Origin of the sequence: Virgibacillus sp. MSJ-26, assembly GCF_018918075.1 — a bacterium.
Classification (GTDB): Bacteria; Bacillota; Bacilli; order Bacillales; family Amphibacillaceae; genus MSJ-26.
Genome location: NZ_JAHLPW010000007.1, coordinates 145,240 through 171,732, shown reverse-complemented (window position 1 = coordinate 171,732; position 26,493 = coordinate 145,240). Strand labels below are relative to the sequence as shown.

The window sequence follows — 26,493 nt, the reverse complement described above, 5'->3', positions numbered from 1 at the left end:
CCCATCATTTTAAATGAGTAAGATCCCTCAGAGACGATGAGGTTGATAGGTCCGAGGTAGAAGCGTGGTGACACGTGAAGCTGACGGATACTAATTGATCGAGGACTTAACTAACTTTTTTATCGCAGATGTGTAGACATATACTCTTATTTAGTTTTTAAGGTATAAATATTATACCTAGTTAAGGAAGTTCATAGGGTTCATTTAAAATGAACAATAGAGAACGACCTACAGAATGTAGGTCTGGTAGCAATAGCGAAGAGGTCACACCTGTTCCCATACCGAACACAGAAGTTAAGCTCTTCAGCGCTGATGGTAGTTGAGACTTTGTCTCTGCGAGAGTAGGACGCCGCCAGGCTTACTTTTTTCATATGATTTTTGAATAAAGTTATGGTATAATACATACAATAGTGAATGAAGTAATATAATTAATCTTCATTTACATGATTCCACAGTCCACAGTAGTTCAGTGGTAGAGCAACGTGCAAAATCTCCGACGATTAAGCTACGAGTAACGCCGAAGCACTAAACATCTCTGAATAAGCTAGAAGATGCAGGCGTCACTTATAAGAAGATTCACACAAGTATAAAAATACTCTTTATTATTCCACAGTAGCTCAGTGGTAGAGCAATCGGCTGTTAACCGATCGGTCGTAGGTTCGAACCCTACCTGTGGAGCCATTTTTATGCTTCCATAGCTCAGCAGGTAGAGCGCTTCCATGGTAAGGCAAATACCATCTAAATATTTCAACATATAAACCTTGTCATATCAACGTTTTAGGCTACTGTTCATTTTATATTTCCTGTTTCCAGTGACGAAACAGTGACGACTTTTTATTTGCCGGTATAGTTTAATGGTAAAACACCAGCATGGTAAGCTGGTGATGCGAGTTCGATTCTCGCTACTGGCTTATTATACCTCGAAAAAATCCGAAAAACGTTGTGCAGAATCTTGATGAACTTGCGGACGAACATGCGAATAAATATTAATTGTTGTTTCAGCTTTAGCATGTCCTAATCTTTGCTGAACAATTTTAACGTGTTCGTTTAACTCAAGCATTAGGGTTGCATGGGTATGCCTTAATTCATGGAAGGTGATTAACTTTACTTCCGCACGTTTACAAATACGTCTCATCGCATGCCTTACATTCCCTTTTATTAAGAAACTGCCATTTGAATTTGAAGCAACCAACTTACTTCTAGGTGTTTGCTTCTCTTTGTGTTTTTCTAAAAAAATTAGCTGTTTATCTGATATAGGAATAGACCGTCTTGATGTTTTGGTTTTTAAACGACCTAGCTTTTTTTCACGTTCATGATATGCTTGGTTAACGTGTAGGATTTTATTCTTAAAATCGATATCTTCCCATTGTAAGCCAATAACTTCAGAGAATCGCAAACCAAACTGTAAAGCAAGCCAAAACGCTGGGTAACTTTGATATTCCTTTGCAACTGACAAAAATTTATGGCACTCTTCTTTTGACCAGGTGCTTTTTTCTTTATAATTAGGTGGCGGTTTCTTTACGCCATCTAATGGATTATCTTTTATTTCATTCCATTGAATCATTGCCTTGTATATTTGATTCATGAGTGTATATAACTTTATAATAGATGAATTAGCTAATTCATTTTCTTTTTGTACAAGAAACTTTTGAATCTCAATGGATTTGATACTCGTCATTTCCCGGAATCCAAAAGCTGGTTTAATATGTGTTTTATAATAGGAATTAGCAGTTCGATAAGAACTCGGACTCAATTGTTTTGGAGCAACGAGCGTCATGTAATCATTGAATCCATCCTCTAAAGTTTTTCTGGATTCTTCCAAATAATTACCTGTAAGTAAATCTCTTTTTTGTTCTAGTTCATCTAGTTCGGCCTCCTCCTTTAATTGCCTACGTTTTCCGATATATCGTTTACCTTTATAGTGCACATTAGAGCGATATGCGACAACAATTCCTTTTTCCTTGATTTTTTCTACTGCCATGTTCTCCTTCAATCCTTTCAAATTAAAGAAGAACAGTTACATACATACTATTAAAATAGCGAACTGTTCTCCCAGATGCAAATTTTTATTTATTGGGTTGCTCTGTAACCCACTTTTTTAAAAATTTGTTTGTCTCTGCGACTGGAAACACCCATTTTCTGCCTACTTTTCGTCTGATTTGTTTAAATCGAAAATCATCAAAAAAAGTGTTCATGATATGACCTTTTGAAAATGAAGTGATTTGCATTAAGTCATCAAGGCTATAAAATAATTTATCCATTCCTAATTCCTTCATTTTTTCATCAATCTGTTTAAGAATCTGTTGTTCTAAAGCATCATCATCAATTTGTATTTTTACAAAAGATGTATCAACCATTACATTTCACCTTTCTTTGTTTATTTTTGCATTCAGATATAAAGGTATTTTTTACGTAGATAAATTGATTATTTAAAATCAGACGGCTGTTGGTACAGCTCCACGAGAATTTCACCCCTGCAAGTATTTCTTCCAGCCCTACTCATAGCCTGCGACGCTTTGAACGCTCGAACCATGACGGTAGGGTAGTATCATTATCCATACTGATGAGTTATCGCCAGCAATCCACCATGATTGTATTAGACTCATATATGATCGCTCGTTTCTAACGAAAGTCATGGTGCATACGAATCAAGTAGCTCGTCATCAGTAGAACATATCTGATTTTTTGTTTATAATTCACGGATCTATCTTCCGTGTTTTCTTTGTCAAAGAACAAATATATGATTAATGAAGGAGAAAACTTAGTTATTACTTTATCAAATCTTGAAATCTAATACAGATGTATAAGCGTCTACCGTAAATGGCTATGCGTACCTATACAGATGCCCCAGTAAGTATTTCCTTGTTTTAGTTTCACCCGTATCTGTAGCTAAAATATTTGAATCTGGCAATAAACGACGTTCGTTATTTTCTGTATTGGAATTAACCATCATATTCATCCGAATGCTCCTCCAAAAATCGTTTTTACCGTTCAAAAGATCTGTGTCCGTCTAATACTGTACTGTGGTGCGTGAAATATGGTGTAATTGACCAATTTTCACATCAGATAGTTGAAAAAATAGTATAATAAGACAGTATTACGTTTTTCCTTGGCAGGGTACACATCGCTTCAGCAAGTAATTTCGGAGTGATTTTATTTCCAGTCACTTGAAAGCTTTCAATTTCTTCTTCTTTGCTTGTTATTGCCTTTTGTTTTAAATGTTGATTGCTTCACTTTTCAAAACTCGTTTACAAAAAGCTTTAAAGGTACAACGAATTGGCGAATTAGTTCGATCTGGTTCTATCATGTATCTCCTCTCCCTTCGCAACTGCAAAGTTGGGTGATGGATTTCCCTTTCATAACCTTCAACAAATTTTTTTATGAAATGCCAAATGACATCCTTAATTTCTTGAATTGCAAAAAAGTGCTGTACGTAAGCAAGCAGATGAATTGGGATGGACATCAGAAGAAAAAGGCTTTTCATCTCTCCTTATACTTAGTCCCTACACAAAAGGTCGATTTGTTGCATGATTTATAAAAAAGTTAATAAAAGTTTTTAATTATATAGATTCAGGTAGCTACGATATTTTGTTATTTTCTACTATTATTCCAAGTGGGACTATATATTTTGTCAAAAGGAATGAAACGTTTTCTTTGAAAAAATGAATAAAGACCCGAATAACTTAAATGTCATTCTAGCCTAAACAAGTTTGCTTTCAGAATTGATAAATCCAGTTTCTTTAGAAATGGGGATGAAATTAAAGTAGAGAATAATATAGGGTTCGAATCATCTTTTGGCGATACAGCTCAGACGAGAATCAGATTGACTAATTAATCAATATATGAACTAACCCAACCCAAATAGCATTACTTAATGATTCATGCAAACTGATTTGTTTCCATCACTGTTTTTGACCATGGCGTACTTTAAAAAATGGGTAATCGGATGATCAAGTTTAAGTATGTTAAATTGTGTAGTGTGAACTAACTTTTTCTTTTAATCAAAATGTGTTGTAATAATAGGGAAAACTCCGATACGAAGTAATGATGTAAAGATCATGAAAATGTAAGACTACTTTTATAATTTATTAAAGGTTCACTAAAGGTATCCCTCCTATAATAATTAATATAAGGCATCTGCTCATTAGAAATATAGGAGGTATGAAAACATGAATGCAAATTTTGTACATTTATCAAAAAAGAAGTTTGGAGTGTTTTTAGGAGTTGGATTAATGATTGGAATTCTCAGTGTAAGCACCGTTCTAGCAGCAGAATCGAATCGTTCCATATCGATAGAAGAGGAAGATGGTGTGGTTGGATTCTCTGTAGATGACGGACAAACATGGAGCGAAGAAATTCCAGAAGGTCTGACTGTCATTGAGGAGGGGAATCAACAAGTTATTACGGATGGCGACCTTTTTGATGTTTCTGGAAATGATGAAATGGCACCTTTAGAGGAAGGTGAAATTCGCTATTCATTAGATGGCGGAGAGACATGGATTGTGACTAAGTCTAACCCGGAACAAAATACTGGCAGCATTGAAACGAAAATAGTAGATGGTGTCCTTAAGTATTCTACTGATGGAGGAGATACTTGGATCACTGATCCTGCTCAAAAAGACTAACATGTAACAATCATGCGAGTCACAAAACATAAACACTCGCCGCGAAAAAGTATAGGCAGATGTCTTGCGGCGGGTGATTAATAGTAAAAAAGGATGATTCAATATGAGAATTCTCATGGTGGAAGATGAAACGTATATGGCAGAGGCCATCGTTCACATTCTAAAAAAACATCATTATACAGTTGATCTTGTCGATAATGGGACAGATGGTTTAGATTACGGACTGTCTGGCATTTATGATGTCATTATTTTGGATATTATGCTTCCAGAAATGGATGGTTTCAGTGTACTTAAAAGGCTACGCCAAAACGAGGTCCATACACCAGTCATTTTGCTAACCGCAAGAGGTGATACCGAAGATAGGGTAACAGGACTAGATAGTGGAGCAGATGATTATTTAGCAAAACCATTTGAAACAGAGGAATTGCTAGCACGATTACGCGCATTGGGACGGAGATTTACTGATTTGGCCCATAATAATACTTTTATTTATGGAGATATTGAATTTAATCAGCATACGCTTACACTCTGTTATGACAAAATGGAGGTATCCCTCACACTAAAGGAAGCACAATTACTAGAATTGTTAATGAAACGGAAAAATATGATTATCTCAAAAGAAATGATGATTGAAAAAGTGTGGGGATTTGACACCGATGCCGATGAAAGCCGTGTGGAAATACATATTTCTTTGTTGCGAAAAAAGTTAACAAAATTAGGTTCCTCTGTTACGATACGAACAATTCGTGGTGCAGGTTATTTGTTGCAAACAGAAAAGGATGAATCATCATGATGTTTACTGAGCTTCGTAATAAATTCCTTTTCTTAAATATGTCGATCACCTCTTTGGTCATTATAGTAGCTTTTGTAATCATCTATTCGGTTATTTATCATAATATTTCTTCGGACATTGAAGAAAAACTAAGTGAAGGTGCTGCAACTGAAATGACTGTTTATGGAGATGATCTATTTAACAACGGTGGAAAGGATGCAGCTTTTTCCCTTAGTCAGGCACTTTCAACCAGTGGATTTTCCTCTTTTGTTTTAATAGTTAATGATCAAGGAGAAGTTGTAGAAATTGATTCATCCATGGAGTTACCTGAGGAAAAATATATAAAAATTGCCGAAACTGCATGGAAGATGAAGGAAAAAAGCAATATCACCTTTAACGATAAACAGTGGAAATTTGAGATTACACCTTTATCAGTGAATGTAATACAAGATAATGGCGAGAAATTCGAGGTCACGGATCGCCTGTACCAAATGACCTTTTTAGATGTGACAGAGATGGATCAAACGTTACAGAGCCTGTTGGTTACATTATTTGTTGTTGGATTCATTTTGCTAGTGATTATTTTCTTTATTAGTATGTATTTTGCAAATAGTGCAGTACAACCTATTGCTAAAGCATGGGAAAATCAGAAACAATTTATTGCCGATGCATCGCATGAGCTAAAAACACCACTTTCGATTATTCAGGCAAATTACGATGTCCTAATGGATAACCGAGATGAAACCATTAATCATCAGATGAAATGGCTTGGTTATATGAAAATGGCGACCGATCGAATGACAAAAATGATAATGAATTTGTTAGAGTTGGCACAACTAGATCAGCCAACCACCCGACTAGAAATGAAGGAGATACATATAAGCAGTATGGTAGAAGAAATGGTTTTAACCATGGAAGCTGCTATGAAAGAAAAAGAGATTCATATCACCCATTCAATTGAGCCAGAAATAATGTTGAATAGCAATTCCGATAAAATAAAACAGTTAGTGATGATCCTGCTTGATAATGCCCATAAATATACAAATGAAAAAGGAAAGATAGATATCACGTTAGAAAAAGATAAAAAAATGATTGTTTTTCGGGTCAGAAACACTGGCAAAGGAATAGCCGAGGAAGATTTATCGAAGATATTTAACCGATTTTATCGAGGTGATCGTTCCCGCCATATTGAACAGAACAGTTTTGGTTTAGGGTTATCTATTGCAAAATCAATCACAAGTGAATTAGGGGGAGAAATCCATGCTTCAAGTAAAGAAAATAATTGGACGACATTTACTGTTATGCTCCCGCGAGTTTAGAATAACCTTTCATTTTCCTTTACGTTTATTTTAAAGTTTATAATGAAGTTTGGGAACGCAAAAATGATTTCTTAAAGGATAATAAAAATTGGCTCTGTTAAAGTTAGTTGTTGATAATTGATTTACAGGAACAAGAATTCTATAGTTAGACTAACTACAATAGGGTTGGTGATGATTGTGAGAGCGACTGAAATCCTTATAGCCATTCAAAAACTAAATCCCGTAGAGAAGCACAGATTATGTGAATACTTAATTGATGCTCTTACTGCATCAAGTTCGACTGGAACCGTTCTTCACGAAATAACTGAACGTAAGAATAAGAATGGGTATGAATGTCCTGATTGTGCATCAGAACATATTGTTCGATTCGGTAAATATACAACAATGGTTGATGGCGAAGAGGTTAAAAAACAACGCTATCGCTGTAAGGCTTGTAAAAAGACATTACTGACCTCACAAATACAATTCTTTATCGAACTCGTCACCTTAACCAGTGGATTAAATTTGTTGAGTGTATGATTGAAGGTTATTCTCTACGGAAGTCTGCTGACTTAATAGGTAACATCACCCACGTCACTCTATTTTATTGGAGACACAAACTATTATCATCGTTAAAGCAAATGGAAATACCTAATTTCGAAGGTATCGTTGAAATGGACGAGACCTATTTCTTGTACTCAGAAAAAGGACAAAGAAAAATTAAAGGTAGAAAGCCACGCAAGCGTGGTGGTTCTGCAAAGAAACGTGGTATAAGCAATGAACAAGTATGTGTATTGGTTGCAAGGGACCGTGACAAGACCACTTTTTCGCAGATATTAGGTATGGGTAGATTAACGAAAGACCAATTAGACAAAGTCATCGGGCATAGGCTTTCAAATGAAAATATACTATGTACAGATTCTTGGCGTGCATTTAAAACATATGCTGCTGAAAAGGAAATGGATATTTACCAATTCAAGTCCGATGGCAAAATTCGTACTAAGGGGCTTTACCACATCCAGAACGTGAATAATTATCATAGAAGACTAAAAGGATGGATACAACGATTTAATGGTGTTGCAACCAAGTATTTAAACAATTACCTTGCTTGGTTTCAGGTTTTGGAAAGTATCCAACACCAAAGAAATGAAGTAACAATGAATGACTTGATTATTAAAGGAAATCTGATACAGAATTCAGAAACTTATGATACGACAAGATTATCTGAATTCACAATATAAATATTCTTTCACATTCAATTACGGTGCAGAAATATAGAGAAAGTAAAGAGTCTTTTCAACAAAAATGAAAGGAGTAGAAATATTGGATATAGAAGATTACGCATGGAATAAACACGAACAGAAAATGAAAGAACAGACAGAGTTGACACACAGCAACCCAAAAATTAAAATAATAGACAACAAAGAATTAAGGAATAAAATTGAAGAAAATCTTGAAAAATTACCACAAAAAATACTTGCTCAATGGGCTTTAAAAGTAGCGACCCCATTTTTGGATTATCTCGATAACCATTTAAAAAATGATTCACGTATAGAGTTAGGAATAGAAACTTTGGAAAAGCGAATACAAGGTAGTATAAGAGCATATGATTTACGCAAAATTGGGTTTATTGTAAATGAATTAGCCAAAGAGTCCGAAACCGAAGTTAGTAAGTATGTTTCACGTTCATTTGCTCAAGCAATTGCAACTGGACACATGAGAGGACATGCATGGTTAGCAGCGACTATGCAATACAAGTAGTAAATTCTTTAACGAGTAATTCTTTAGATGCTTCAACAAAGGAAAGAAGAAGACAATTAAAGATAATTGACAATTTATTGGATTGAAGGGGCTTATAATGTAAATTAACTTGAATCCTTTTCAAGTAACGGGAGGATAAGCCTGAAAGAGCAAGGGGACAGCCTTTATCTGTAATTTTTTGGAAATTGTAAGCATTACATTTAATGTTGGAAAATAAGGAAGGATATTAAAAATCACTGAAGTGAGGGATTTGTTTGAGAGAAGACCAAAATCAAAAAACACCTATCAATAATGAAAAATTGCCTGATGTGCCACTTATAATAGGGATTCGAGTGCAAAATGTTGAAGAAGCAATCCACTTTTATCGAGGTATAGGTTTCAAAGAATATATGAATAATCCAGACAAGCATGGCAAATTACACAAACAATGAAAGATATGACCTCTCATGAGCAGGCGGAAGCTAGAAAATAGTAATGAACAAATTATGAACAAACGCAGCGTAAATAACGGATCGTCTATCACTAACTTTTTAAAAAGCAGATATAATAAAAATATATTTATCTGTTTAATTAGCGGATGCATTTGTTTAACAGATGGGATAGTGCTTACTAACAATTAAATAAGTACTATCCTATTGTTTTAAAGCTTTTTAATTTTCCTCTTGAATCACACGTGGCGTATTGTTTTATACTAGAAATGTAATAAAAACGAAAAGGAGAAGATAGTGTGTATTCTATTGGTCAATTATCAAAAAAGACTAGCGTAACAATACGGACATTGGACTACTATGACGAGATCAAGTTACTCAAACCGTCCTCTTCAACGGAAGGAGGTCATCGTCTATATGATGAAAATGATGTACTACGATTACAGCAAATATTGGCTTTGAAATATATGGGGTTTTCACTGGAGCAAATCAAGGAAAAATTGGATGAGCCTGAAACAACCTGGGAACAGTCCCTTGGACAGCAGTTGGATATGGTAAAGCAGCAACAAAAACAGTTACAGATTCTAGAACAGGCTTTAAACGGAGTATTGCATTCCATTCAGTTCGAAGAAGAGATTAAATGGCCTCTCGTTTTTGAAATTATTCAACTGTTCCAGCGAGATAAAGATGTTGTTAAACATCTTTATGATGGTTACCTTAATAAAAAAGACCAAAAGACGATTATGGATTTGCAGTCTGAAAGGAACAAAGATGACATTCAAGAATGGACACATATTATTCGAGATGTGCGTAGTGTTCTAAACGAAGATCCTGGATCGGAAAAAGTTCAACGTCTAGCTAAACAATGGATGGAAAAAGTACATGACATGTTCGGCGACAATCACGTTTTAAAAGAAAAGATGTGGAACGTAATTAGAGATCATTCGGGAGAAGTTGCTTTTTACCCTATGGACGAGGAAATCGTTCAGTTTATGGAGCGTGCTGTACGTATTATGTATGAACGAAAAGAGGATTAATGTTTTCAGATCATGATTCTGGAAGATGAAGAAAGAATGAGCAAAAAAGGAGAGGTTTTTGTACTTCTTGGTCCAAATGGTGCTGGGAAATCGACTGCGGTGAAGGTGATGACCACATTGTCAAGACCAAATCAGGGAGTTGTTCTCGACCATCGTTAGAAGATGTGTATTTAAGCCATATTGGGCGTATATTTGATATAGAAGAAAAGAAGAATGATTAACTTCCATCGTTTCTCTCAACAAACGGGGTCATTTTGCTGATTAAGGTTTTAGAAATAGATGAACTCATAAGGTTAATCAGAAGGAGGTTTTGTAGTTGGTAAATATAGAAGTTGTTAATCTTGTGCCTAAATTCCTAAATTTTTTTGAGCTTGCGAATCATGAGGATGTTAACGAATCAGAAAGATGGAACTTATGGAAAGAACATTATAATTTTGCAGCATTGCCACCTGGTTATGATCAACAGGCAAAAAAACAATTAAATCAAACATGGATGAAGTATCAATCCAACATTAATCAGATTCGAAACTGGAAGCCAGATCAAATTAAATTCGAGAAGAGTTTTGCAGAAGTAAAAACTTTATTAGGAAGCGATGAGGATATCCCTCTTGTCATTGTGTTTTTTGTAAGCTCGTTTGACAACAGTGCTTTTGTTGCTCCATACGATGAACAAAGATCTATGCTTTGTTTGCCTATTGAAAATCAGCTTTCTGACATTATTGTTGTTCATGAGCTAACTCATATTGTACATGCAGAAACAGCTTCATTAGAAATGAACTGGGAACGTCCAATTGCTGAAATTGTTTTACAAGAAGGGTTGGCATTACATGTTAGTAAACACCTCGTACCCGGAGAAAGGGATGAGGTATATATTGAAATGGGAGTAGAACAAGGTTGGTTACAATCATGTCATGAGCATAGAACAAAGATCTTAAATGGGATCACCCCTTATTTATCGAAATCAAAAGGAGAAGTGATTGAGAAATTCATATTTGGTACGGGAGCATCTGGCCATAAAAGAGAAGCGTATTATGCTGGTTGGGAGTTCGTTGATTCAGAGTTAAAAAAAGGTGTCTCGTTTAAACAATTGGCATCAATAAAACCAAAGGATATTCCTGATTATGTGAAAAATAATCTTAAATAAGATTGTACCATAAACGGCTCGATTGTTAAAGGTTAGTCTTATTATCAGTATCCTGAAGACTTTTGAATTCAAAAAAATATTTGTTTTTCATGTTTAGGATGATAGGAGACAGTAGAAAAACATTTGAATAAATCATAGAAAGAGGAATATACAAAATGTATAACCACGAATAAACGATTAAGAAAGGTGGGATACAAATGAAACAATATCAATTCAAAGATGTGTTATACATGGGGAAAAAGAATGTTATTCAAGTGGAAAACATGGCGAAAGAAAGTGTTGGAAACATTGAAAAAGCTGATATATCGGGATGTGAAAAAGGAAATGTCGTATCCTTTACTGCTCACAATGGATCCAAAATTAAGATCGGGATTAAGAAGCGCAAGATCAAAAACTTACTTGTTGCTACATATATCATTGAAACAGAAGAAGAGACTTATTTTTTGAAAGATAAGCCAGGGAATAGCCTTCTCTATTTTTGTGTTGTAGGAAATATCGATGGACAGGATATACGTACAGAAGAAAATTGGCGTAGTGAGATAGAAGTGAAAATAGATAACATACATGTCTCGACTATTAAGGCAAATGAGTTTACTTTTAAAACAACTATATCTATCGAAGACAATATTAACGAATCATCTTTACTTTTTGCTGTTATTATTTTGATGTACTTTATGTATAAAATTTATAAGAAAGAGTCCGAATTTATTGAAAACATATTATTTGATTAGTGCAGATTTAACGATGTACTTAGCCTTAATCTTAAAATCTAATACAAAGGAGCATTCAATTGGCCTCGTCGAATTTTAGGATTAGTCGATTGTTTTTGTATTTTATACTCGTATCGTTATTTCTCTTTGTAGCGGGTAATGTTGGACGATATTTAATAGAAACTCAAGATATGGACCGAAAAGTAGCTGTACTTCTACAAGGGATGATTTTTACTGGGCTAACGCTCATTGTACTATATGTACTGAAAAGAAAAAGCCCTGAATCTTTTAAAAGTATCGGCCTTAAAGGTGTAAACTCATCATCCAAGATGGCGATTGGAATTGCTTTGCCTTTTATATTACTTGGAGTAGGTATTTTAACAGCCTATTTATTCGGTGGAATTGAAAACCCCAGTATGAACTTGACAACAAGCGTTATTATTTCCGTTTTAATCAATACAATAACAGCATTTATGTACGAAGCATTTCCAGAAGAAGTTTTTATACGTGGTTTAATATTTGAAGAATTACAAAAAAAGTTCCGCTTTTTTGTATCGTTATTATTGCAACCGTTAATATTTATTTGTGTACCGATAACGGTGATAGCGATGGAATCAATATTCTTTGATAGGCCATTTGCAATAACGATAGATTATTTTATATTACTCTTTGCATTTGGAATTGCTCTACAGCTTTATAGAATATATACCGGTTCATTATGGATGAATATAATATTTCATATCGTTTACCTTGAAGTCGTTAGATATATTTCTCTAGGCGGCGCATATGAATCAGGCATTGCGCTTTTAGAGTTTGATGAGACGTTTGAAGGCTTCATGTCGCTATATTTATCATTTTTGTTTATTGTCATATTTAGTATTGTAGTGTTATCGTTTTTAATATTAAATGATAGAAGGAAAATTAGCCATAACCGTTCTATGTGATTAGCATTTCATAAAAACTTTATAATTACAAACTTACAATCGGGGCACATTGTTTAAGGGTTTAATACCAATGTATTGATGTATCGAAAAATCGACATTATATCCTAATAACAAAAAATATTTAATCCTTGACTGTAAAGTTTAAAATGATAAGAGGAGAGATCTTATGAGCAAACTGGTTAATAAGGGTATTGTCAAGGCGGCGGGATTTATGAACATGAAAAATAGAATCAATTACTTTAAAGTAGCCCCTGATGCTCTAGAAAAAGTAATGGGGTTGGAGAAATACGTAAAAAAATTGCTTATTAATAAAGATCTGGCGGAACTAATCAAGTTAAGAGTTTCACAAATTAATGGTTGCTCCTATTGTATAAACATGCATACAAAAGCAGCTAAAAAGTTAAAGGTATCGAAAGAGCAACTTGATCATTTAAAATCTTGGAATGAAACGGGGATTTACAGTTCAAAGGAGAAAGTCGCACTGCAGTTAGCAGAAAACATAACTTTAATTTCAGAAAAAGGTGTTAGTGATAAGTTATATAACCAAGTGAGAGAACATTACAATGAAAAAGAGTATGTGGATTTAGTCATAATAATTAATCAAATTAATATGTGGAATAGGCTTGCTATTTCCATGGGCAATCAATCTAGTGAATAAATCGAAACAATAATTAATGGGTGAAGGTATCTAATAATAATTGGCATTTTAAATTGGATATAAAAGTGGGAGACAATTTTTTAACTAGAAAGATTATTAAAAATCAATGAAATGAGGGATTTCCTTTATCGCAGGTGCTCATTTTTTTGGGTAGTTAACGTCTTTAAAGATTTCAGTTTGTATATATTAGCTGTAATTATGAGGGTAATTGCAATATTATAACCATGGTCAGCCCCGAAAAATAGTGTTGCCAACAGTGTAATCACTGGGATAGTCTCTGGCATGTCTCTATTTTGTTTTGCCATATTGGGATTGATTTGTTATCCATTAGCAAAAAAGTTTATTACTAGAACTTTAATTGATAACTTGGTATAAAGATGACGTTTTTACGCTTTGTTTCTTTCCATTTATTAGTTAGAATGTGGTGGAATAATTAGGTGATACACATAGAAGAACCCATACTTTTTTCTGATCACCCTTAAATTTCAGAGAATTTTGTACTAAAGGGGTTTTGGATACAGCCTAAAGAGAAATTTGAATGATCATGTTGAAAAGGTTACAGCTTCTTGTTAAATTAAAATTAAATTTAAGCAAGAAGAAGGAAGGGATTTATAAATTCAAGTCTATAAATGGGAGTGGATTATATTGGGTGAAAGGGCATCATTTAACATGAAAAATATATGGATGAGAATTTTAGTTGTATTGGTACTAGGCATCGTCATTTGGCACTTTATAACTTACCTCAATGATATATTTATAAGTGAAGAATATAGCCGAATTAATCATTTCTTCATTGCTATAATTACTACCATATTAACCTTTATTCTCATTCAATCAGCACTTAAAATTGACAAGATTCCGTGGAAACAACTCGGGCAAGGGGCTTTTAAAAAGAATATCTTTTCATTTTTTCTAGGCTTACTTCTCTGGGCGATTCCCGCATCTATTGGTTTATTTATTTGTGTAATATTTGGATGGGTTGAAATAAAAATCCATACAAATTTAAATTACCTATTGATGAGTATTTTAATTCTATTCATAACTGTATTTTTAATAGAAGCATTACCTGAAGAATTTATTTTTAGAGGGTACATATATCGGTACTTAAATGTAGTTTTCCCTCATTGGGGCACACTCATTTTACAAACACTATTATTCTCATTATTTGCTTATTTTATAGGGGCAATATATTCTGTAGAACAACTTCAATTTATTCCAAGTTTTGCAATCATTTTAGGTGTGTTTAGGGCAATATCGGGAAGTGTGTGGACATCCATTGGATTTCATGTTGCAATCATGACCGCATTTCAAATTTTAGGACCTATTCACGGACATTTTGATGTGAGCGGGATCATGACACTTAAACTTTTTGCTTTTATTTTACTGCCATGTGTTGTTGGAGCGACTGTATTGTCATTCATTTATTCCAACCACAATTGGCGTAAAACTGAACCTTTAGTGTCATAAAAGATAATCCAACCGGAGTATACTACTATTTATGTAAGATAGTGTCATGGATGTAATGGTAGCGTTACCATGAAGATCCAATTTTTTGATTATTGTGTATTACGATGATATTGCGATATATAGTTCTTTTCTGTATGAAGTTGTTCGGGTTTTCCACACGATAATCGAAATTGGGGTGAGTGTGACAGAAAATGTTGTTACAAAAGCAGATGTACGTGGTACGGCTTCAGGCGTAATGTTTATGGCTTTTTTTGGAACGGTATGGGCGGACATTGGTATTGGAGGATTACGGGTATCGGTTGCAATCTGGTTAATGATTTTAGCCATATTAATCGGGGCTGCATTATTTTTCTCAGGAATTATGATGATAAGACAGTCACGGCATCTACCTAATACAAATAAGTTTCGTAACGCTAAGAATGTAGAAAAATGGTTTAATATTGTTTTTGCGGTAGAATTTGTGCTAATTGGTATTGCTGCTATTGTAACTAATGTAATAGGGCATTTCGATTGGTTTTTTCCGATTATGGCTATTATTATTGGCGTGCATTTCTTTCCGCTAGCTCATCTCTTTCAAGCAAGTGCGTATTATGTGACGGGAATGCTTCTTTGCTTGCTAGCGATAGTGACGTTACTTTTTGTACCGTCAGAAATCAATGTTAGAGGACATTCCATTGACGCATGGTGGACCTTGGTTGGTTTTGGTTCTATGTCGATTTTATGGATAACCAGTATTGTGATTTTGACTATGGGTAGAAAATTACTTCATATTGCTCGAAGTCAATAATAGAACTGCACAGACGCATTATTGGGCTGAAATAAAGGTTCCATAATTTTATCTAGCTACTTGGGAAGGACTTCGTAAAAGTTTTTCCTTTTTTGAAATACTTATTAACAAATCTTGGATAACTGACGCATATGAAACGGGTATGGGAAGTGAAAGGTTCAACTTAGTGCTTGAGCGGGCCTTGATACATCATATTAATGATATACAGGCTTGTTTTAACGAAGCTTATCGGGTATTGCAAGAGAATGGCATATATATCATTCAAGATCGTACTCCAGATGATTGTTTGTTAGCAGGTAATGATTATCATATAAGAGGGTATATTTTTGAACGCTGCCCGAGGTTAGCCGAAAAGGAGAAGAATCGCAGATATAATAGTCAATTTGTCATTAAAAACCTTAAAGTAGCAGGATTTAAAGATATAGAAGAGGTAAAACTGTGGGAGGTAAGGAAAGAGTATGAAAATAAAAAACAGTTGCTTAAGGATTTAAGTGAAAGAACAGGGAGAAGCATTCTGCACGAATTAGATGACAGTGAATTGCAATTATTAATTAACCACATTGATGGTGCGATTTCAGTTGAGAAAAGCATAATTGAAAAAGATAGATGGACAGTTTGGAAGGCCGTAAAATAAGTAATTTGGTGAAAATGAAGTGTTCAACAAATAGATCATATCAAGTTATCACTGTTTATAAAAACGTTACTAAATCATTCTCATCTCATATTTTTATTGACCTTTAAGGTAAACGCAGTTATAATATTATTTACCTGTTAGGTAAATAATATAAAACAGCAAAGGTGGTTATCATGCAATTAAAAATTTCGAAGTTGGAACCTAAAAGAAAAGATGCTATTTTAAATGCCGCTCTAAAAGAATTTTCCACGAAGGGATTCGATGATGCCTCGACAAATGTTATTGCAAAAGAGGCTGGGATTTCAAAAGGGCTGATGTTCCACTATATAAATAGTAAGGAGGATCTTTTTCTATTCCTTTATGATTACTGCGCTGATAGGATTAATAAAGAATATATTGATTTGATGAATTTTAATGAAAAAGATATTTTTGAAAGGCTTCGACAATCCTATATACTCCAGATCGAGTTACTACAACAATATCCTTGGATATTTGACTTTATTATGATTACTGACATTACAAACTCCGATGAAGTCAATAAAAAGCTAGAAGAAAGAGTGAATGAAAAGTTATCACGATGCCAAGAGGAAATGTTTGAAATTGTTGATGAAACTAAATTCAGAGAAGGACTGAACCTTGAAAGATGCAAGCAGTTTATTTTTTGGGCGAATGTGGGTTTTACAAATGAGATATTGGAAGATATTCGTAACTCAAAAATTACCGAATTAGATTATGATAAAGTACTTGCAGATCTAGATGGTTATCTGAATGAACTCAAGCAAATATTTTATAAATGAATTGTAACAGGCTCTTATGACATGAAAAATAATAACTAGAGGAGGTCTCAAATAATGATTCATACAGAGAAACAGCAAGTTGATAAGTCTGGTTCTTTAGACAGTGAGTCACTGATTGGAAGTTTCTACGATGTAAAGGGACATCGTTTGTTGCTCGATCGTTCTGGGTCTGGAAGTCCTTCAGTAGTATTCATCCCAGCTGCTGGGATGGTCGGACTGGATTACCTAAATATTCATCATAAAATTAGTCAGTGTGCAACGTCAGTAATTTATGATCGATTAGGAACAGGCTGGAGCGATCATATTATGCTTCCACGAAGTGCCCTTGAGGTAACTGATGAATTGCGGAATGTACTGCATGCTGCTGGTGTTCCAGCTCCCTATCTGTTTGTCGGTCACTCTTTAGGCGGAATATATGCCCAGCGGTATGCACAACGATTTCCAGAAGAGGTAGCTGGTATGGTTTTGCTAGAACCGCCTCACGAGGACTTTCTCACTAATACACCAAAATTTAAAAAGCGTTACCTTTTCCAGCAGGGGGTTACTATCCTTCGGGCACTCTTAACTTACAAGAATTCCTTTCGTATGTTGTTTAATCAAATGTTTGCAAATTGGCCAGATGAAATCCGTGAGCCACTAATTGAATATCATCTTAAGACATTATCAAAAACAGTGAAAGAAAGAAAAAACTTAAACAGCGAACTTTATAAAGAGATACGTAAAGGAGGAAGCTTACCTGACATCCCATTAATTGTATTTACAGGGATGGGAATCGACCCATTCATGATTCCGATCACGAGTAAAGCATTTCTGCGTGATACACTTGATCGATTCAACAATATTAAAAATACTGTTTACACAAAATTAGCAAATTCCGTTCCGCGTGGAGAACATCGTATACTCAAAAGTGCAGGTCATACCACAATCCATACTGACTGTCCAAATGAAGTGGTTGAAGCGATCAGGAATTTAATTAATCTAATTAATACGCAAGAAGAAAGATCAGCCAGATCTTAAAACAGATCCGAATAATGGAATAGAGGGATGATATGGATCGCCAATCATTAATTCAAAAATTTGACAAGCAAGCAAAGAAATATAATGAACGAAGAAAAAATAATCATGCTTCTAAGTTTCGTCAACGAATTTTTCAAGAAGCTGAAGGAAAAGTATTAGAAGTTTCAATTGGTTCTGGACTTAATTTCCCCTACTATAACAGAAATATTGAATTGACTGGAATAGACTTTAGCCATGAAATGTTAAAAACAGCACGGCATGCTGCAAAAAATTACCCTTTTAAAACAAAATTTATTCAAGAAGATGTTGAAACTGTTGAATTAAGCCCAAACAGCTTTGATACGATTATATCCTCCGCAAGTTTATGTGCTTATCAAGACCCTATCCATGTTCTAAATCGTTTTCAAAAGTGGTGTAAGCCAGAAGGGAAAATTCTTTTGTTAGAGCATGGACTTTGTACGAACAGAACCGTTGGATGGTTGCAAAAACTCTCCAATCCTTTAGCTTTAAGACTAGCGGGGTGCCACCAAGACAGAAATATGACTGAAATAGTAAAAAAGTCTAATTTAAAACTTATTCGGGAAGAACGTTACTATGGAGGCTATTTATATCTGATATGGGCTAATTCTAAATTTGATTGCTGTTATAAGAAAATGAAATAAATTATTGTTATGTATTAAGTGATTAACCTTTATGAAATGGATAGATTAGATGATATATTTTATACTTGAATACAAGTGGTTATTCTTTATTTTTGGGGAGATTATTTTTTGGGGAAGTATTATCGGTTTTCTCCTCCTTAGATACGGATTAGGGTTAGATAAATTAAGCAAATATTTAATAATCATATGGTTGCTAAGTGATCTTTGGCTGCTGGCTCTTGGTGTTCTTGACTATATTGAATCAGGTACAATTGACGCGTTTCAGATTGTTATTGTTGTTGTTTTGATATATGCATTTACTGCAGGAAAAAGTGATCTTCAGAAACTTGATAGGATGATAAAGCGAAAATTTGAAAAGAGGGAAGAGCCACCTCTTAATGATGAAATCAATTCCCATAATAAAACGGTAGATGTATTTAAAAACAGAAAAAAAGAGATTAAAAGATTAGGTCTCCATCTTATCATCTATTTAGTAATGGGAAAATTTATGTTGCTATATGGTTTTAAACCATTGGAACTTTCAACAGAGAATAACGTTGTTGATAAGATTGTATATCTAATTGGAAATGGTTTTTTTAACAACGAATTAGCCAGCAAGATTAGCGGAATTTGGACTTTAGTAATTCTCGTTGACTCCTTATATTCGTTGCCACGCTTCGTTTTTTTCAAAAAGAACTAAAAATCATATTTTTTTATTACTCTTTACGGGAGGAACAATTATGTTTAAAAGCAGAACTCCCCCAATCCGAGATAATAAGGGGAGAATTTTGAAAAATAGTATTGCCTCACTTGAGCCTGTTCGAATTGGCGGAATCAAACAATGGGTTTTAATTCGTGGAGCCGACAAAAACAATCCTTTACTTCTTTTTCTTCATGGAGGACCAGGTTCTGCTCAAATCGGTTTTATTCGCAAATATGAACAGGAGTTAGAAAAGCACTTTATTGTAGTCAACTGGGATCAGCGTGGAGCAGGTAAATCAGGAAGGAAGATCGATCCATCGACCATGAACCTAGCACAGTTTGTAGAGGATACCCACGAATTAATCACATACTTGTTATCACGGTTTGGGCAGGAACAACTGTTTCTCACAGGGCATTCATGGGGCAGTATATTGGGTGTACTAACAGCTCAACAGTATCCTGAAAGCATTCATGCCTATATCGGCATTTCTCAATTGGTTAATATCGAGTTGAACGAACAAATAAGTTATGCTTTTGCTCTTGAACGAGCAAAGGAAGCCAATCATCAGAATGCCATTGCAGCCCTATCTAAAATCGGTGCTCCACCTTACCAAAATTTTAAAGCGATGATGAAACAGCGAAAGTGGCTGCTCAAATTTTTACCGATGGAACTGTCATCTTCCTATTTATTGCGAGCAATTCCTTCATCAAAAGAATATACGTTGAAGGACTGGTTTTTCTTCGCCAAAAATGTTCTGTCATCAAATAGGGCGCTTTGGAACGAATTTATGGCGGTTGATCTTTTTGAGAAGGTTCCTGCATTAGACGTGCCTGTCTATTTATGCGAAGGTTACCACGATTATCAAGCACCATTTGAACTGGCAGAACAGTACATTGAACAATTAAGAACTCCATTAAAGCAAATCTTTTGGTTTGAGCATTCAGGCCACTCGCCGCATATTAGTGAATCCAAACGGTTTTCGGAGGTTTGCTTGTATGTTAAAAATACTATGATGTGAAGGGGGAGTTGGAAGTATATATCTTGCAAGAGGATTGAGTAATGGAGGAAAGGTAACATCCTTAGAGGTTGAAGAAAAACACGCACTAGTAGCAAGAGAAACGATTCAGAGTTGTAATTTTGGGGAGAAAATTGAGGTAATTGTTGGAGATGCTTTATCTACGATGAGTGTTTTACAAGAGCAAAAGCAGCAGTTTGATTTAATTTTTATTGATGCAAATAAAAGTAACTATCCAGCATTTTTAGAAAGATCACTAGCCTTATCAAAACCAGGTACAATTATTGCGGCTGACAATACTTTGAATCGTGAAAGAGTAATTGACTATAACGATAAATCCGAAAATACAGAGGCGATTAGGACTTTTAACCAAATGGTTTCTTCTGATAGTCGCTTAGAATCAACATTACTTCCGGGGATTGACGGTTTTGTCATTGCTAGAGTAAAAGAAAAGTAACATTCACTTGAATGTATGAGCAAAGAAGTCTACGCAAGAAATAATTTAGAACGCATGTAAATGATATAACTAAGCTAATGAAGGAAGAATTTTGATACCAACGTGATTCATGTGCATTTCTCACAACAGAAAAAAGATGTCAACTAAAGGCTAAAAACTGACTTCTTCGTAACATGCCCTGAATCCTTGATGCAACAGCGCTTTAAGACTTTTGAAACAGTTTCTTATTGTTTTTCTACCCCCCTGTTAGAAACGGAGGGTTAAGGCGTGGCTATCGCCACGCAGGCTTAGCCCAGCACAGCGGCTTTCGCTTCGCACGCCGCTGTACTGGGCAGCCTTTATTGGGCTGTTTAGCAATTTCACTTAAAAAAATCATGTTCCTTCGGGATAAATGGTGTATAAAATTCCGAAATGAAATAACATTTAATCTGCTTTAAGGAAATTGTATTTGTACGTCCAATCTGAGCATAGTTCCATACCCAAGTTCACTCATACGACCTAAAGTAACCCGAAAATTAAACTGATCTTGAATGCCATCCCTAGGCCACTTTGCGTCTGGCTATTGACAGACAAGGATTAGAAAGAAGTCACTTTCCTAAAATGTACTATCAGCTTGAAAAAGATTTTGTGTCCTAAAGCCTGTCCAGCTCTCTTATAATTCCATTCAACGTTCACATTCCTGGGATAATAAGTAAAGGAACAGTCACGCTTTCAAAACTTTGAATAAATCATTAATCTGAAATATAAAAAATAGATACTGCCTTTACGCAATATCCTTCTTCCTCCCAATCTTGATGGAGAACCTATTGATTTTTATCGTATTCATTGATTACTTCAACTAAATACTTATAGTTTCCTTCAGTCTTACCTATTTTTAAACCCATATTTAAATATTTATCATCCATACATCCTTACTAAAGTCAATCATCAATAAAAAACAAAAAAGCCATTGACGATGAAATATTGTCAAATGAAATCTTGTAGAACTTTGGGCCCGCAAATTAATAATTTTTGTATGCAACTGTTCTTCATTTTATTTTTTTCAGTGACGAAACAGTGACGACTTCATGGTTATATAAGTCGTTTATGTTCAATTGCTTTTCTAAGAACGTTGATTTTACAAGGTCTTTATCGTATAAGTTGCTTATATTTTTATCGATTTACCATGGTAAGGAAGAGGTCGCAGGTTCAAATCCTGTTGGAAGCTCTCGGCATAAACCTTGATACATAGCGCTTATCGGCACATTGTCGGCAAGTGCTATTTTTATATTTACATAGAAATGCCGACATATTGGCGGTAATAAACCTTTTTTGGTACTTTTCATTGTGTTTAATGTGAAATTATTAAATATCAATCCGGTTGCTCAGCCTTATAAGATGGAACCAATTCACCGGATACCCCTATACTACACAATCCTAAGGAATGTGTATTTGGTACTTAGGATTGTTTGTTTTCTTAGACAGTTAATAAAGTGAATTCACCAAAGCCAAAGGTGTTTTTGACGTAATCTAGTTTTACATCCTTAAAGAAGTGGTATTGATATTCATCAATAAGAAATTTAATGTTTTCTATTTCTGTTATTGTATCCCTTTCGCTAGATGACTCTTCCAGAGCCAATTTTAATCTAGGCCCACCTCAGCCAGGACTCATAAATAGACGAATATATGACGTGTCAATATCTTCATTCATATCATCTAACTCTTCTTTGATACTCTCAATTGCTGCTTGAGTGGCTTTTAACATTATTCCACACTCCTTTATAAAATCAATCGTTGCATTATATCCTTTTAAGAATCATACCCTATAAGGTATGAAAAGAAAAGTTATTTGCTTAATTTGGGTAGTCAAAAAGACAGACATAAATCTATTGATTGGGCTTAGGGTTATTTATTTAGTAACATTACTGTAACTATAAAAATAAAACACTCTTTCATTATAGTTCATAGTTTAAATTTCTTTTTTTCGACAAAATTTAATTTAAATTACTTATTATAGTGCAAACTGCGACAAAATGGAAAACTATGGTATAAGGGTTTATCATAAGTTCGTTAAATATAAATCCTAAATTTCATGCTATAAATTATATTTTCTTTATTTATGTTTATTCTAAAAAGGCTTTATGAAGCGAATAAACATACATATAAAAAGCGTAAAATAATAAATTAACATCGGTGAGTATTTATATTAAAGACCAAATTAGTTATCTAATTTGTAATATACAAAGTACTTTATTATTTTAAGAGTTAACTTCCTTTGTAAGTTTGCCGTAGTGTAAAATAGAGACAAAAATCAGGGTATTGACTGCTAGGCAATATTTATGATAAAAGTAAATAAAGATATCCTAGTCTATTTAATAGTAGGTACGGGAATCATATAAATTTTTTTTGCAAGTTTATGTGAAATTACTCACATATATATTAAACTTCATTAGGATATCCAAATCAATAGATTATAAAAGATTGGGGGATCATCTAATAGTAACAGATGTTATAAGTAAAATAAATTACAGGAGTGACATTATGCGAAGTAATGTAGCTAACCCTAAAGTTGATTATTTCCCTTTGTTGGAATTGAGAAAGAACATGTATATTTTATTGCAAAAATTACTTTCACAACCATTATCTAAAAATGATTATATTCAGATTAAGAATAACGGAAATCTAGATGTGATTAAAGGATTTGGTGAAGGTGGTGAAATAATTTACAATTTTTTCAAGGTGGACAATGGAACAAACTCGTCTGTTCATGAACAAGAATATTACAAGCTTTTTATTGGACCAGGTACTTTATTGGCTCCCCCTTGGGAGTCGATCTATCGCGGAAAAGATAGGATACTATATGATTATCCCTCATTAGAAGTGGCAAAAATATATGACAGTTTTGGACTTGAGCTCGTAGAAAGAAATATAGAGGCGGAAGACCACTTAGTAATTGAACTCGAATTTATGATTCATTTAATTGAAAGTAGTTCAAAAGAAAATGAAATTGGTTCTCGCTTTATAGATGGACAAGATTTAATGCTGTCACAGCATCTTTCTAAATGGATTCCTGACTTTACAAAAGATGTACTTGATAATACAGAGTCAACCCTTTACAGGGGTTTCGCTCTTTTACTTAATGATTTCATTTCGTTTGATACGGCATATATTAAAGAATTTTCATTATAGGAAATTAGATAAAGTATTACACAAGGGAGGTACTATTTAATGAGTATATTTAAACAAATCAAAGAAAATTCAATATCAAGACGAACCTTTTTAAAATGGTCAGGTGCTTCTACCGCTCCTTTAGTGCTTGGGGGTATATCTACTAAGAAATATCTCAAACCAAAGGAAGTAAGAGCTGAAAAGATGGAAGATCAGGTAAAAGTAATTCCTACATGCGGAACAACAAACTGCGGAGGAAGATGTTTAGTTAAAGCTCATGTTAAGGATGGTAAAATCATTCGAATTTCAACTGATGACGCTGAAGAGGATTCGTTAATCTGTCCACAAATCCGTGCATGCATTCGAGGGCGTAGTTATAGAAAATTTATCTATAACCCTAACCGGTTAAAGTATCCAATGAAGCGTGTTGGTAAGCGTGGTGAAGGTAAGTTTGAGCGCATAACATGGGAAGAGGCAATTAACACTATTCATAAAGAAACAGAAAGAATTACGGATAAATATGGACCAGCATCTCGATATAGCGTCTATGCTTCCGGTAACTGGGGGGGTATAACAAGTGGCAGAACGATGTTTAATAAATTGATGGGATTAACAGGTGGCTATTTAGGTTACCACAACACGTATAGTAGTGCTCAAACCTCTATAGCCACACCTTATACCTATGGCACTGGAGCTTCGGGTAGTAGCTTGGATTCTTTGGTAAATTCAAAGTTAATTATTTTATGGGGACATAATCCAGCCGAAACAATCTTTGGCACATCAAACTTTTATTTGAAGAAGGCAAAAGAAGCTGGTGCTAAAATTTATGTAGTTGATCCACGTTATTCAGATACAGGAGTTGGACTTGCTGATGAATGGTTTCCAATTCGCCCGACAACAGATAATGCCTTAATGGATGCAATGACTTATGTCATAATCACTGAAAATCTTCATGACAAAAAATTTCTAAATAAATATTGCATTGGACATGATGAAAAACATATGCCTAAGGATATTCCTGAAGGAGAATCACTAGAAAGTTATATATTAGGAAAAAAAGATGGTGTTGAAAAGAGTCCGGAATGGGCAGAAAAAATATGTGGATTACCTGCAAATAAAATTCGACAGCTCGCAAGAGAATATGCAATGGCTAAACCAGCAGCACTTATTCAAGGTTGGGGTCCACAACGGCATATGAACGGAGAACAAATAGTAAGAGGCTCAACAGTATTGGCTTCAATCACTGGTAATGTAGGGAAAAATGGCGGTTGGGCCTCAGGGTCGGGAGGCTTTGGGCGTACGTCTGTGGCATCTGTTCCAAATGTTGAAAACCCTCTAGGTATTACCATTCCATGTTTTCTGTATACTGATGCCATAACTCATGGAACAGATATGACTGCTGAAGATGGTATTATCGGTTTAAAAGAAGGTGAGGGTTTACCAACTAATATAAAATTGTTATTTAATTTAGCGGGAAATGCTTTAGTTAATCAGCATGGAGATATTAATAAAACTAAGGAAATTCTAGAAGATGAGAACCTAGTAGAATTCATCGTGGTAAGCGATGTATTTATGACTCCTTCCGCAAAATTTGCGGATATATTATTACCTTCTAACACCTTTTTTGAAAGGTATGATATTGGTTTACCTTGGGGTTATGGTGATTATGCAATACTATCACAGAAAGTGTCGGAAAGCTTGTATGAGTCGAAGTCTGATTATGAATGGTTAACACTTCTAGCTAAGAAAATGGGTGTGGAAAAAGAATTTACTGAAGGAAAAACGGAAAAGGACTGGGCCCGCTGGGTAATTGAAGAAACTAGAAAAGAAGATCCTGAATTCCCCTCTTGGAAGCAAATGCAAAAACAAGGCATTCATAAATGGAAATTTGAAAAACCAACAATAGGATTTGAAAAAGAAATAAAAGATCCAGAAAATAATCCATTTCCAACTCCATCAGGTAAAATTGAAATTTTTTCTAAAGATTTATGGGATATGAATAAACATGAGGAAATTCCTGCTATACCAAAGCATGTACCAGTTGATGAAGGTCCTGAAAGTGAGTTAACTAAAAAATATCCTCTTCAATTAATTGGTTGGCATTATAAACGCCGTTGTCACTCAACACATGACAACAATCCATGGATGGAAGAAGCAGGAAAACAAGAAATGTGGATGAATGAAATAGACGCTACTGAACGAAATATAAATGATGGGGACATTACAAAGGTATTTAATGACAGAGGGATTGTCCATATTCCAGTTAAAGTAACTAATAGAATTGTTCCAGGTGTAGTGGCTATTCCGCAGGGTGCTTGGTATACACCAAACAAAGAAGGAATAGATACAAGGGGTTCTATTAACGTTTTAACAACACAGAAGCCATCCCCATTGGCTAAAGGTAATCCTCAACATACAAATCTAGTGGAAGTAGAGAAAGCCCAATAAAAG

General features: G+C 34.6%; 24 protein-coding genes, 2 tRNA genes, 2 rRNA genes and 3 pseudogenes. 27 read left to right on the top strand and 4 right to left on the bottom strand.

From position 1 onward, the window contains the following. The 4 genes from KQI49_RS08885 to KQI49_RS08870 form a co-directional block, all read left to right on the top strand. Positions 1–114, top strand: a 23S ribosomal RNA gene (locus KQI49_RS08885); the annotation flags it as partial. 128 nt (positions 115–242) lie between these two features. Then, positions 243–358: ribosomal RNA gene (gene rrf / locus KQI49_RS08880) — 5S ribosomal RNA — on the top strand. A gap of 248 nt (positions 359–606) precedes the next feature. Continuing rightward, positions 607–681, top strand: a tRNA-Asn gene (locus KQI49_RS08875). 159 nt (positions 682–840) lie between these two features. Further along, a tRNA-Thr gene (locus tag KQI49_RS08870) sits at positions 841–911 on the top strand. A gap of 2 nt (positions 912–913) precedes the next feature. Here the strand turns inward: KQI49_RS08870 and KQI49_RS08865 are convergent. From KQI49_RS08865 to KQI49_RS18750, 3 genes are all read right to left on the bottom strand, one after another. Further along, complete coding sequence (locus tag KQI49_RS08865; protein ID WP_216488129.1) at positions 914–1,981, bottom strand: tyrosine-type recombinase/integrase; 1,068 nt, start codon at positions 1,979–1,981, stop codon at positions 914–916. A gap of 85 nt (positions 1,982–2,066) precedes the next feature. Beyond that, positions 2,067–2,357, bottom strand: coding sequence for a hypothetical protein (locus tag KQI49_RS08860; protein WP_216488128.1), 291 nt, complete (start codon positions 2,355–2,357; stop codon positions 2,067–2,069). Positions 2,358–2,824: 467 nt separating this feature from the next. Beyond that, the gene (locus KQI49_RS18750; RefSeq protein ID WP_256438999.1) at positions 2,825–2,959 is read right to left on the bottom strand and encodes a hypothetical protein; all 135 of its coding nucleotides are present in this window, start codon (positions 2,957–2,959) and stop codon (positions 2,825–2,827) included. A 1,210-nt stretch (positions 2,960–4,169) separates the two neighbouring features. Between KQI49_RS18750 and KQI49_RS08855 the strand changes: the two genes are divergently transcribed. From KQI49_RS08855 to KQI49_RS08755, 21 genes and pseudogenes are all read left to right on the top strand, one after another. Next, positions 4,170–4,625 carry a sialidase family protein gene (locus tag KQI49_RS08855; protein ID WP_216488127.1) on the top strand — a complete coding sequence of 152 codons (456 nt, stop codon included), beginning with the start codon at positions 4,170–4,172 and terminating at the stop codon, positions 4,623–4,625. A gap of 103 nt (positions 4,626–4,728) precedes the next feature. Beyond that, the gene (locus KQI49_RS08850; RefSeq protein WP_216488126.1) at positions 4,729–5,418 is read left to right on the top strand and encodes a response regulator transcription factor; all 690 of its coding nucleotides are present in this window, start codon (positions 4,729–4,731) and stop codon (positions 5,416–5,418) included. Then, positions 5,415–6,716, top strand: a complete 1,302-nt coding sequence (locus tag KQI49_RS08845; RefSeq protein WP_216488125.1) for a sensor histidine kinase — start codon at positions 5,415–5,417, stop codon at positions 6,714–6,716. The genes KQI49_RS08850 and KQI49_RS08845 overlap by 4 nt, the downstream gene beginning before the upstream one ends. A 177-nt stretch (positions 6,717–6,893) precedes the next feature. Continuing rightward, positions 6,894–7,936, top strand: a pseudogene (locus KQI49_RS08840) (IS1595 family transposase). 82 nt (positions 7,937–8,018) lie between these two features. Then, positions 8,019–8,456 carry a putative immunity protein gene (locus KQI49_RS08835; RefSeq protein ID WP_216488124.1) on the top strand — a complete coding sequence of 146 codons (438 nt, stop codon included), beginning with the start codon at positions 8,019–8,021 and terminating at the stop codon, positions 8,454–8,456. Between the two features lie 254 nt (positions 8,457–8,710). Beyond that, positions 8,711–8,887 (top strand): VOC family protein, encoded by a 177-nt coding sequence (locus tag KQI49_RS08830; protein WP_216488123.1) that lies wholly within the window; start codon positions 8,711–8,713, stop codon positions 8,885–8,887. Between the two features lie 296 nt (positions 8,888–9,183). Then, complete coding sequence (locus tag KQI49_RS08825; protein WP_216488121.1) at positions 9,184–9,921, top strand: MerR family transcriptional regulator; 738 nt, start codon at positions 9,184–9,186, stop codon at positions 9,919–9,921. A 36-nt stretch (positions 9,922–9,957) separates the two neighbouring features. After that, positions 9,958–10,080, top strand: a complete 123-nt coding sequence (locus KQI49_RS08820; protein WP_253286738.1) for an ATP-binding cassette domain-containing protein — start codon at positions 9,958–9,960, stop codon at positions 10,078–10,080. Between the two features lie 157 nt (positions 10,081–10,237). Continuing rightward, complete coding sequence (locus KQI49_RS08815; RefSeq protein ID WP_216488117.1) at positions 10,238–11,065, top strand: DUF2268 domain-containing putative Zn-dependent protease; 828 nt, start codon at positions 10,238–10,240, stop codon at positions 11,063–11,065. Positions 11,066–11,262: 197 nt separating this feature from the next. Continuing rightward, positions 11,263–11,796: a hypothetical protein gene (locus KQI49_RS08810; protein ID WP_216488115.1), complete on the top strand. Its 534-nt coding sequence runs from the start codon at positions 11,263–11,265 to the stop codon at positions 11,794–11,796. A 59-nt stretch (positions 11,797–11,855) separates the two neighbouring features. Further along, on the top strand, positions 11,856–12,719 hold the full coding sequence (locus KQI49_RS08805; RefSeq protein ID WP_216488114.1) for a CPBP family intramembrane glutamic endopeptidase: 864 nt from the start codon (positions 11,856–11,858) through the stop codon (positions 12,717–12,719). 217 nt (positions 12,720–12,936) lie between these two features. After that, complete coding sequence (locus KQI49_RS08800; protein ID WP_216488139.1) at positions 12,937–13,377, top strand: carboxymuconolactone decarboxylase family protein; 441 nt, start codon at positions 12,937–12,939, stop codon at positions 13,375–13,377. Between the two features lie 645 nt (positions 13,378–14,022). Continuing rightward, positions 14,023–14,844 carry a CPBP family intramembrane glutamic endopeptidase gene (locus tag KQI49_RS08795; RefSeq protein WP_216488112.1) on the top strand — a complete coding sequence of 274 codons (822 nt, stop codon included), beginning with the start codon at positions 14,023–14,025 and terminating at the stop codon, positions 14,842–14,844. A 94-nt stretch (positions 14,845–14,938) separates the two neighbouring features. Then, positions 14,939–15,631 carry a hypothetical protein gene (locus KQI49_RS08790; protein ID WP_371817541.1) on the top strand — a complete coding sequence of 231 codons (693 nt, stop codon included), beginning with the start codon at positions 14,939–14,941 and terminating at the stop codon, positions 15,629–15,631. 97 nt (positions 15,632–15,728) lie between these two features. After that, on the top strand, positions 15,729–16,265 hold the full coding sequence (locus KQI49_RS08785; protein ID WP_371817540.1) for a class I SAM-dependent methyltransferase: 537 nt from the start codon (positions 15,729–15,731) through the stop codon (positions 16,263–16,265). A 173-nt stretch (positions 16,266–16,438) separates the two neighbouring features. Next, positions 16,439–17,062 carry a TetR/AcrR family transcriptional regulator gene (locus tag KQI49_RS08780; RefSeq protein ID WP_216488108.1) on the top strand — a complete coding sequence of 208 codons (624 nt, stop codon included), beginning with the start codon at positions 16,439–16,441 and terminating at the stop codon, positions 17,060–17,062. Positions 17,063–17,116: 54 nt separating this feature from the next. Continuing rightward, on the top strand, positions 17,117–18,079 hold the full coding sequence (locus tag KQI49_RS08775; protein WP_216488107.1) for an alpha/beta fold hydrolase: 963 nt from the start codon (positions 17,117–17,119) through the stop codon (positions 18,077–18,079). A 32-nt stretch (positions 18,080–18,111) separates the two neighbouring features. Then, on the top strand, positions 18,112–18,741 hold the full coding sequence (locus KQI49_RS08770) for a class I SAM-dependent methyltransferase (RefSeq protein WP_216488105.1): 630 nt from the start codon (positions 18,112–18,114) through the stop codon (positions 18,739–18,741). A 49-nt stretch (positions 18,742–18,790) separates the two neighbouring features. Beyond that, positions 18,791–19,420: a hypothetical protein gene (locus KQI49_RS08765; protein ID WP_216488104.1), complete on the top strand. Its 630-nt coding sequence runs from the start codon at positions 18,791–18,793 to the stop codon at positions 19,418–19,420. A gap of 40 nt (positions 19,421–19,460) precedes the next feature. Then, complete coding sequence (locus KQI49_RS08760; RefSeq protein WP_216488102.1) at positions 19,461–20,441, top strand: alpha/beta fold hydrolase; 981 nt, start codon at positions 19,461–19,463, stop codon at positions 20,439–20,441. 13 nt (positions 20,442–20,454) lie between these two features. After that, a pseudogene (locus KQI49_RS08755) lies at positions 20,455–20,895 on the top strand (O-methyltransferase); the annotation flags it as partial. Between the two features lie 359 nt (positions 20,896–21,254). Here KQI49_RS08755 and KQI49_RS18570 read toward each other — a convergent pair. After that, a pseudogene (locus KQI49_RS18570) lies at positions 21,255–21,490 on the bottom strand (ATP-binding protein); the annotation flags it as partial. A gap of 1,925 nt (positions 21,491–23,415) precedes the next feature. Here KQI49_RS18570 and KQI49_RS08750 point away from each other — a divergent pair. Together KQI49_RS08750 and KQI49_RS08745 are read left to right on the top strand one after the other, a co-directional pair. Next, positions 23,416–24,063: a TorD/DmsD family molecular chaperone gene (locus KQI49_RS08750; protein ID WP_216488098.1), complete on the top strand. Its 648-nt coding sequence runs from the start codon at positions 23,416–23,418 to the stop codon at positions 24,061–24,063. 39 nt (positions 24,064–24,102) lie between these two features. Then, on the top strand, positions 24,103–26,490 hold the full coding sequence (locus tag KQI49_RS08745; RefSeq protein ID WP_216488096.1) for a DMSO/selenate family reductase complex A subunit: 2,388 nt from the start codon (positions 24,103–24,105) through the stop codon (positions 26,488–26,490). The last annotated feature ends 3 nt before the right edge of the window (positions 26,491–26,493 follow it).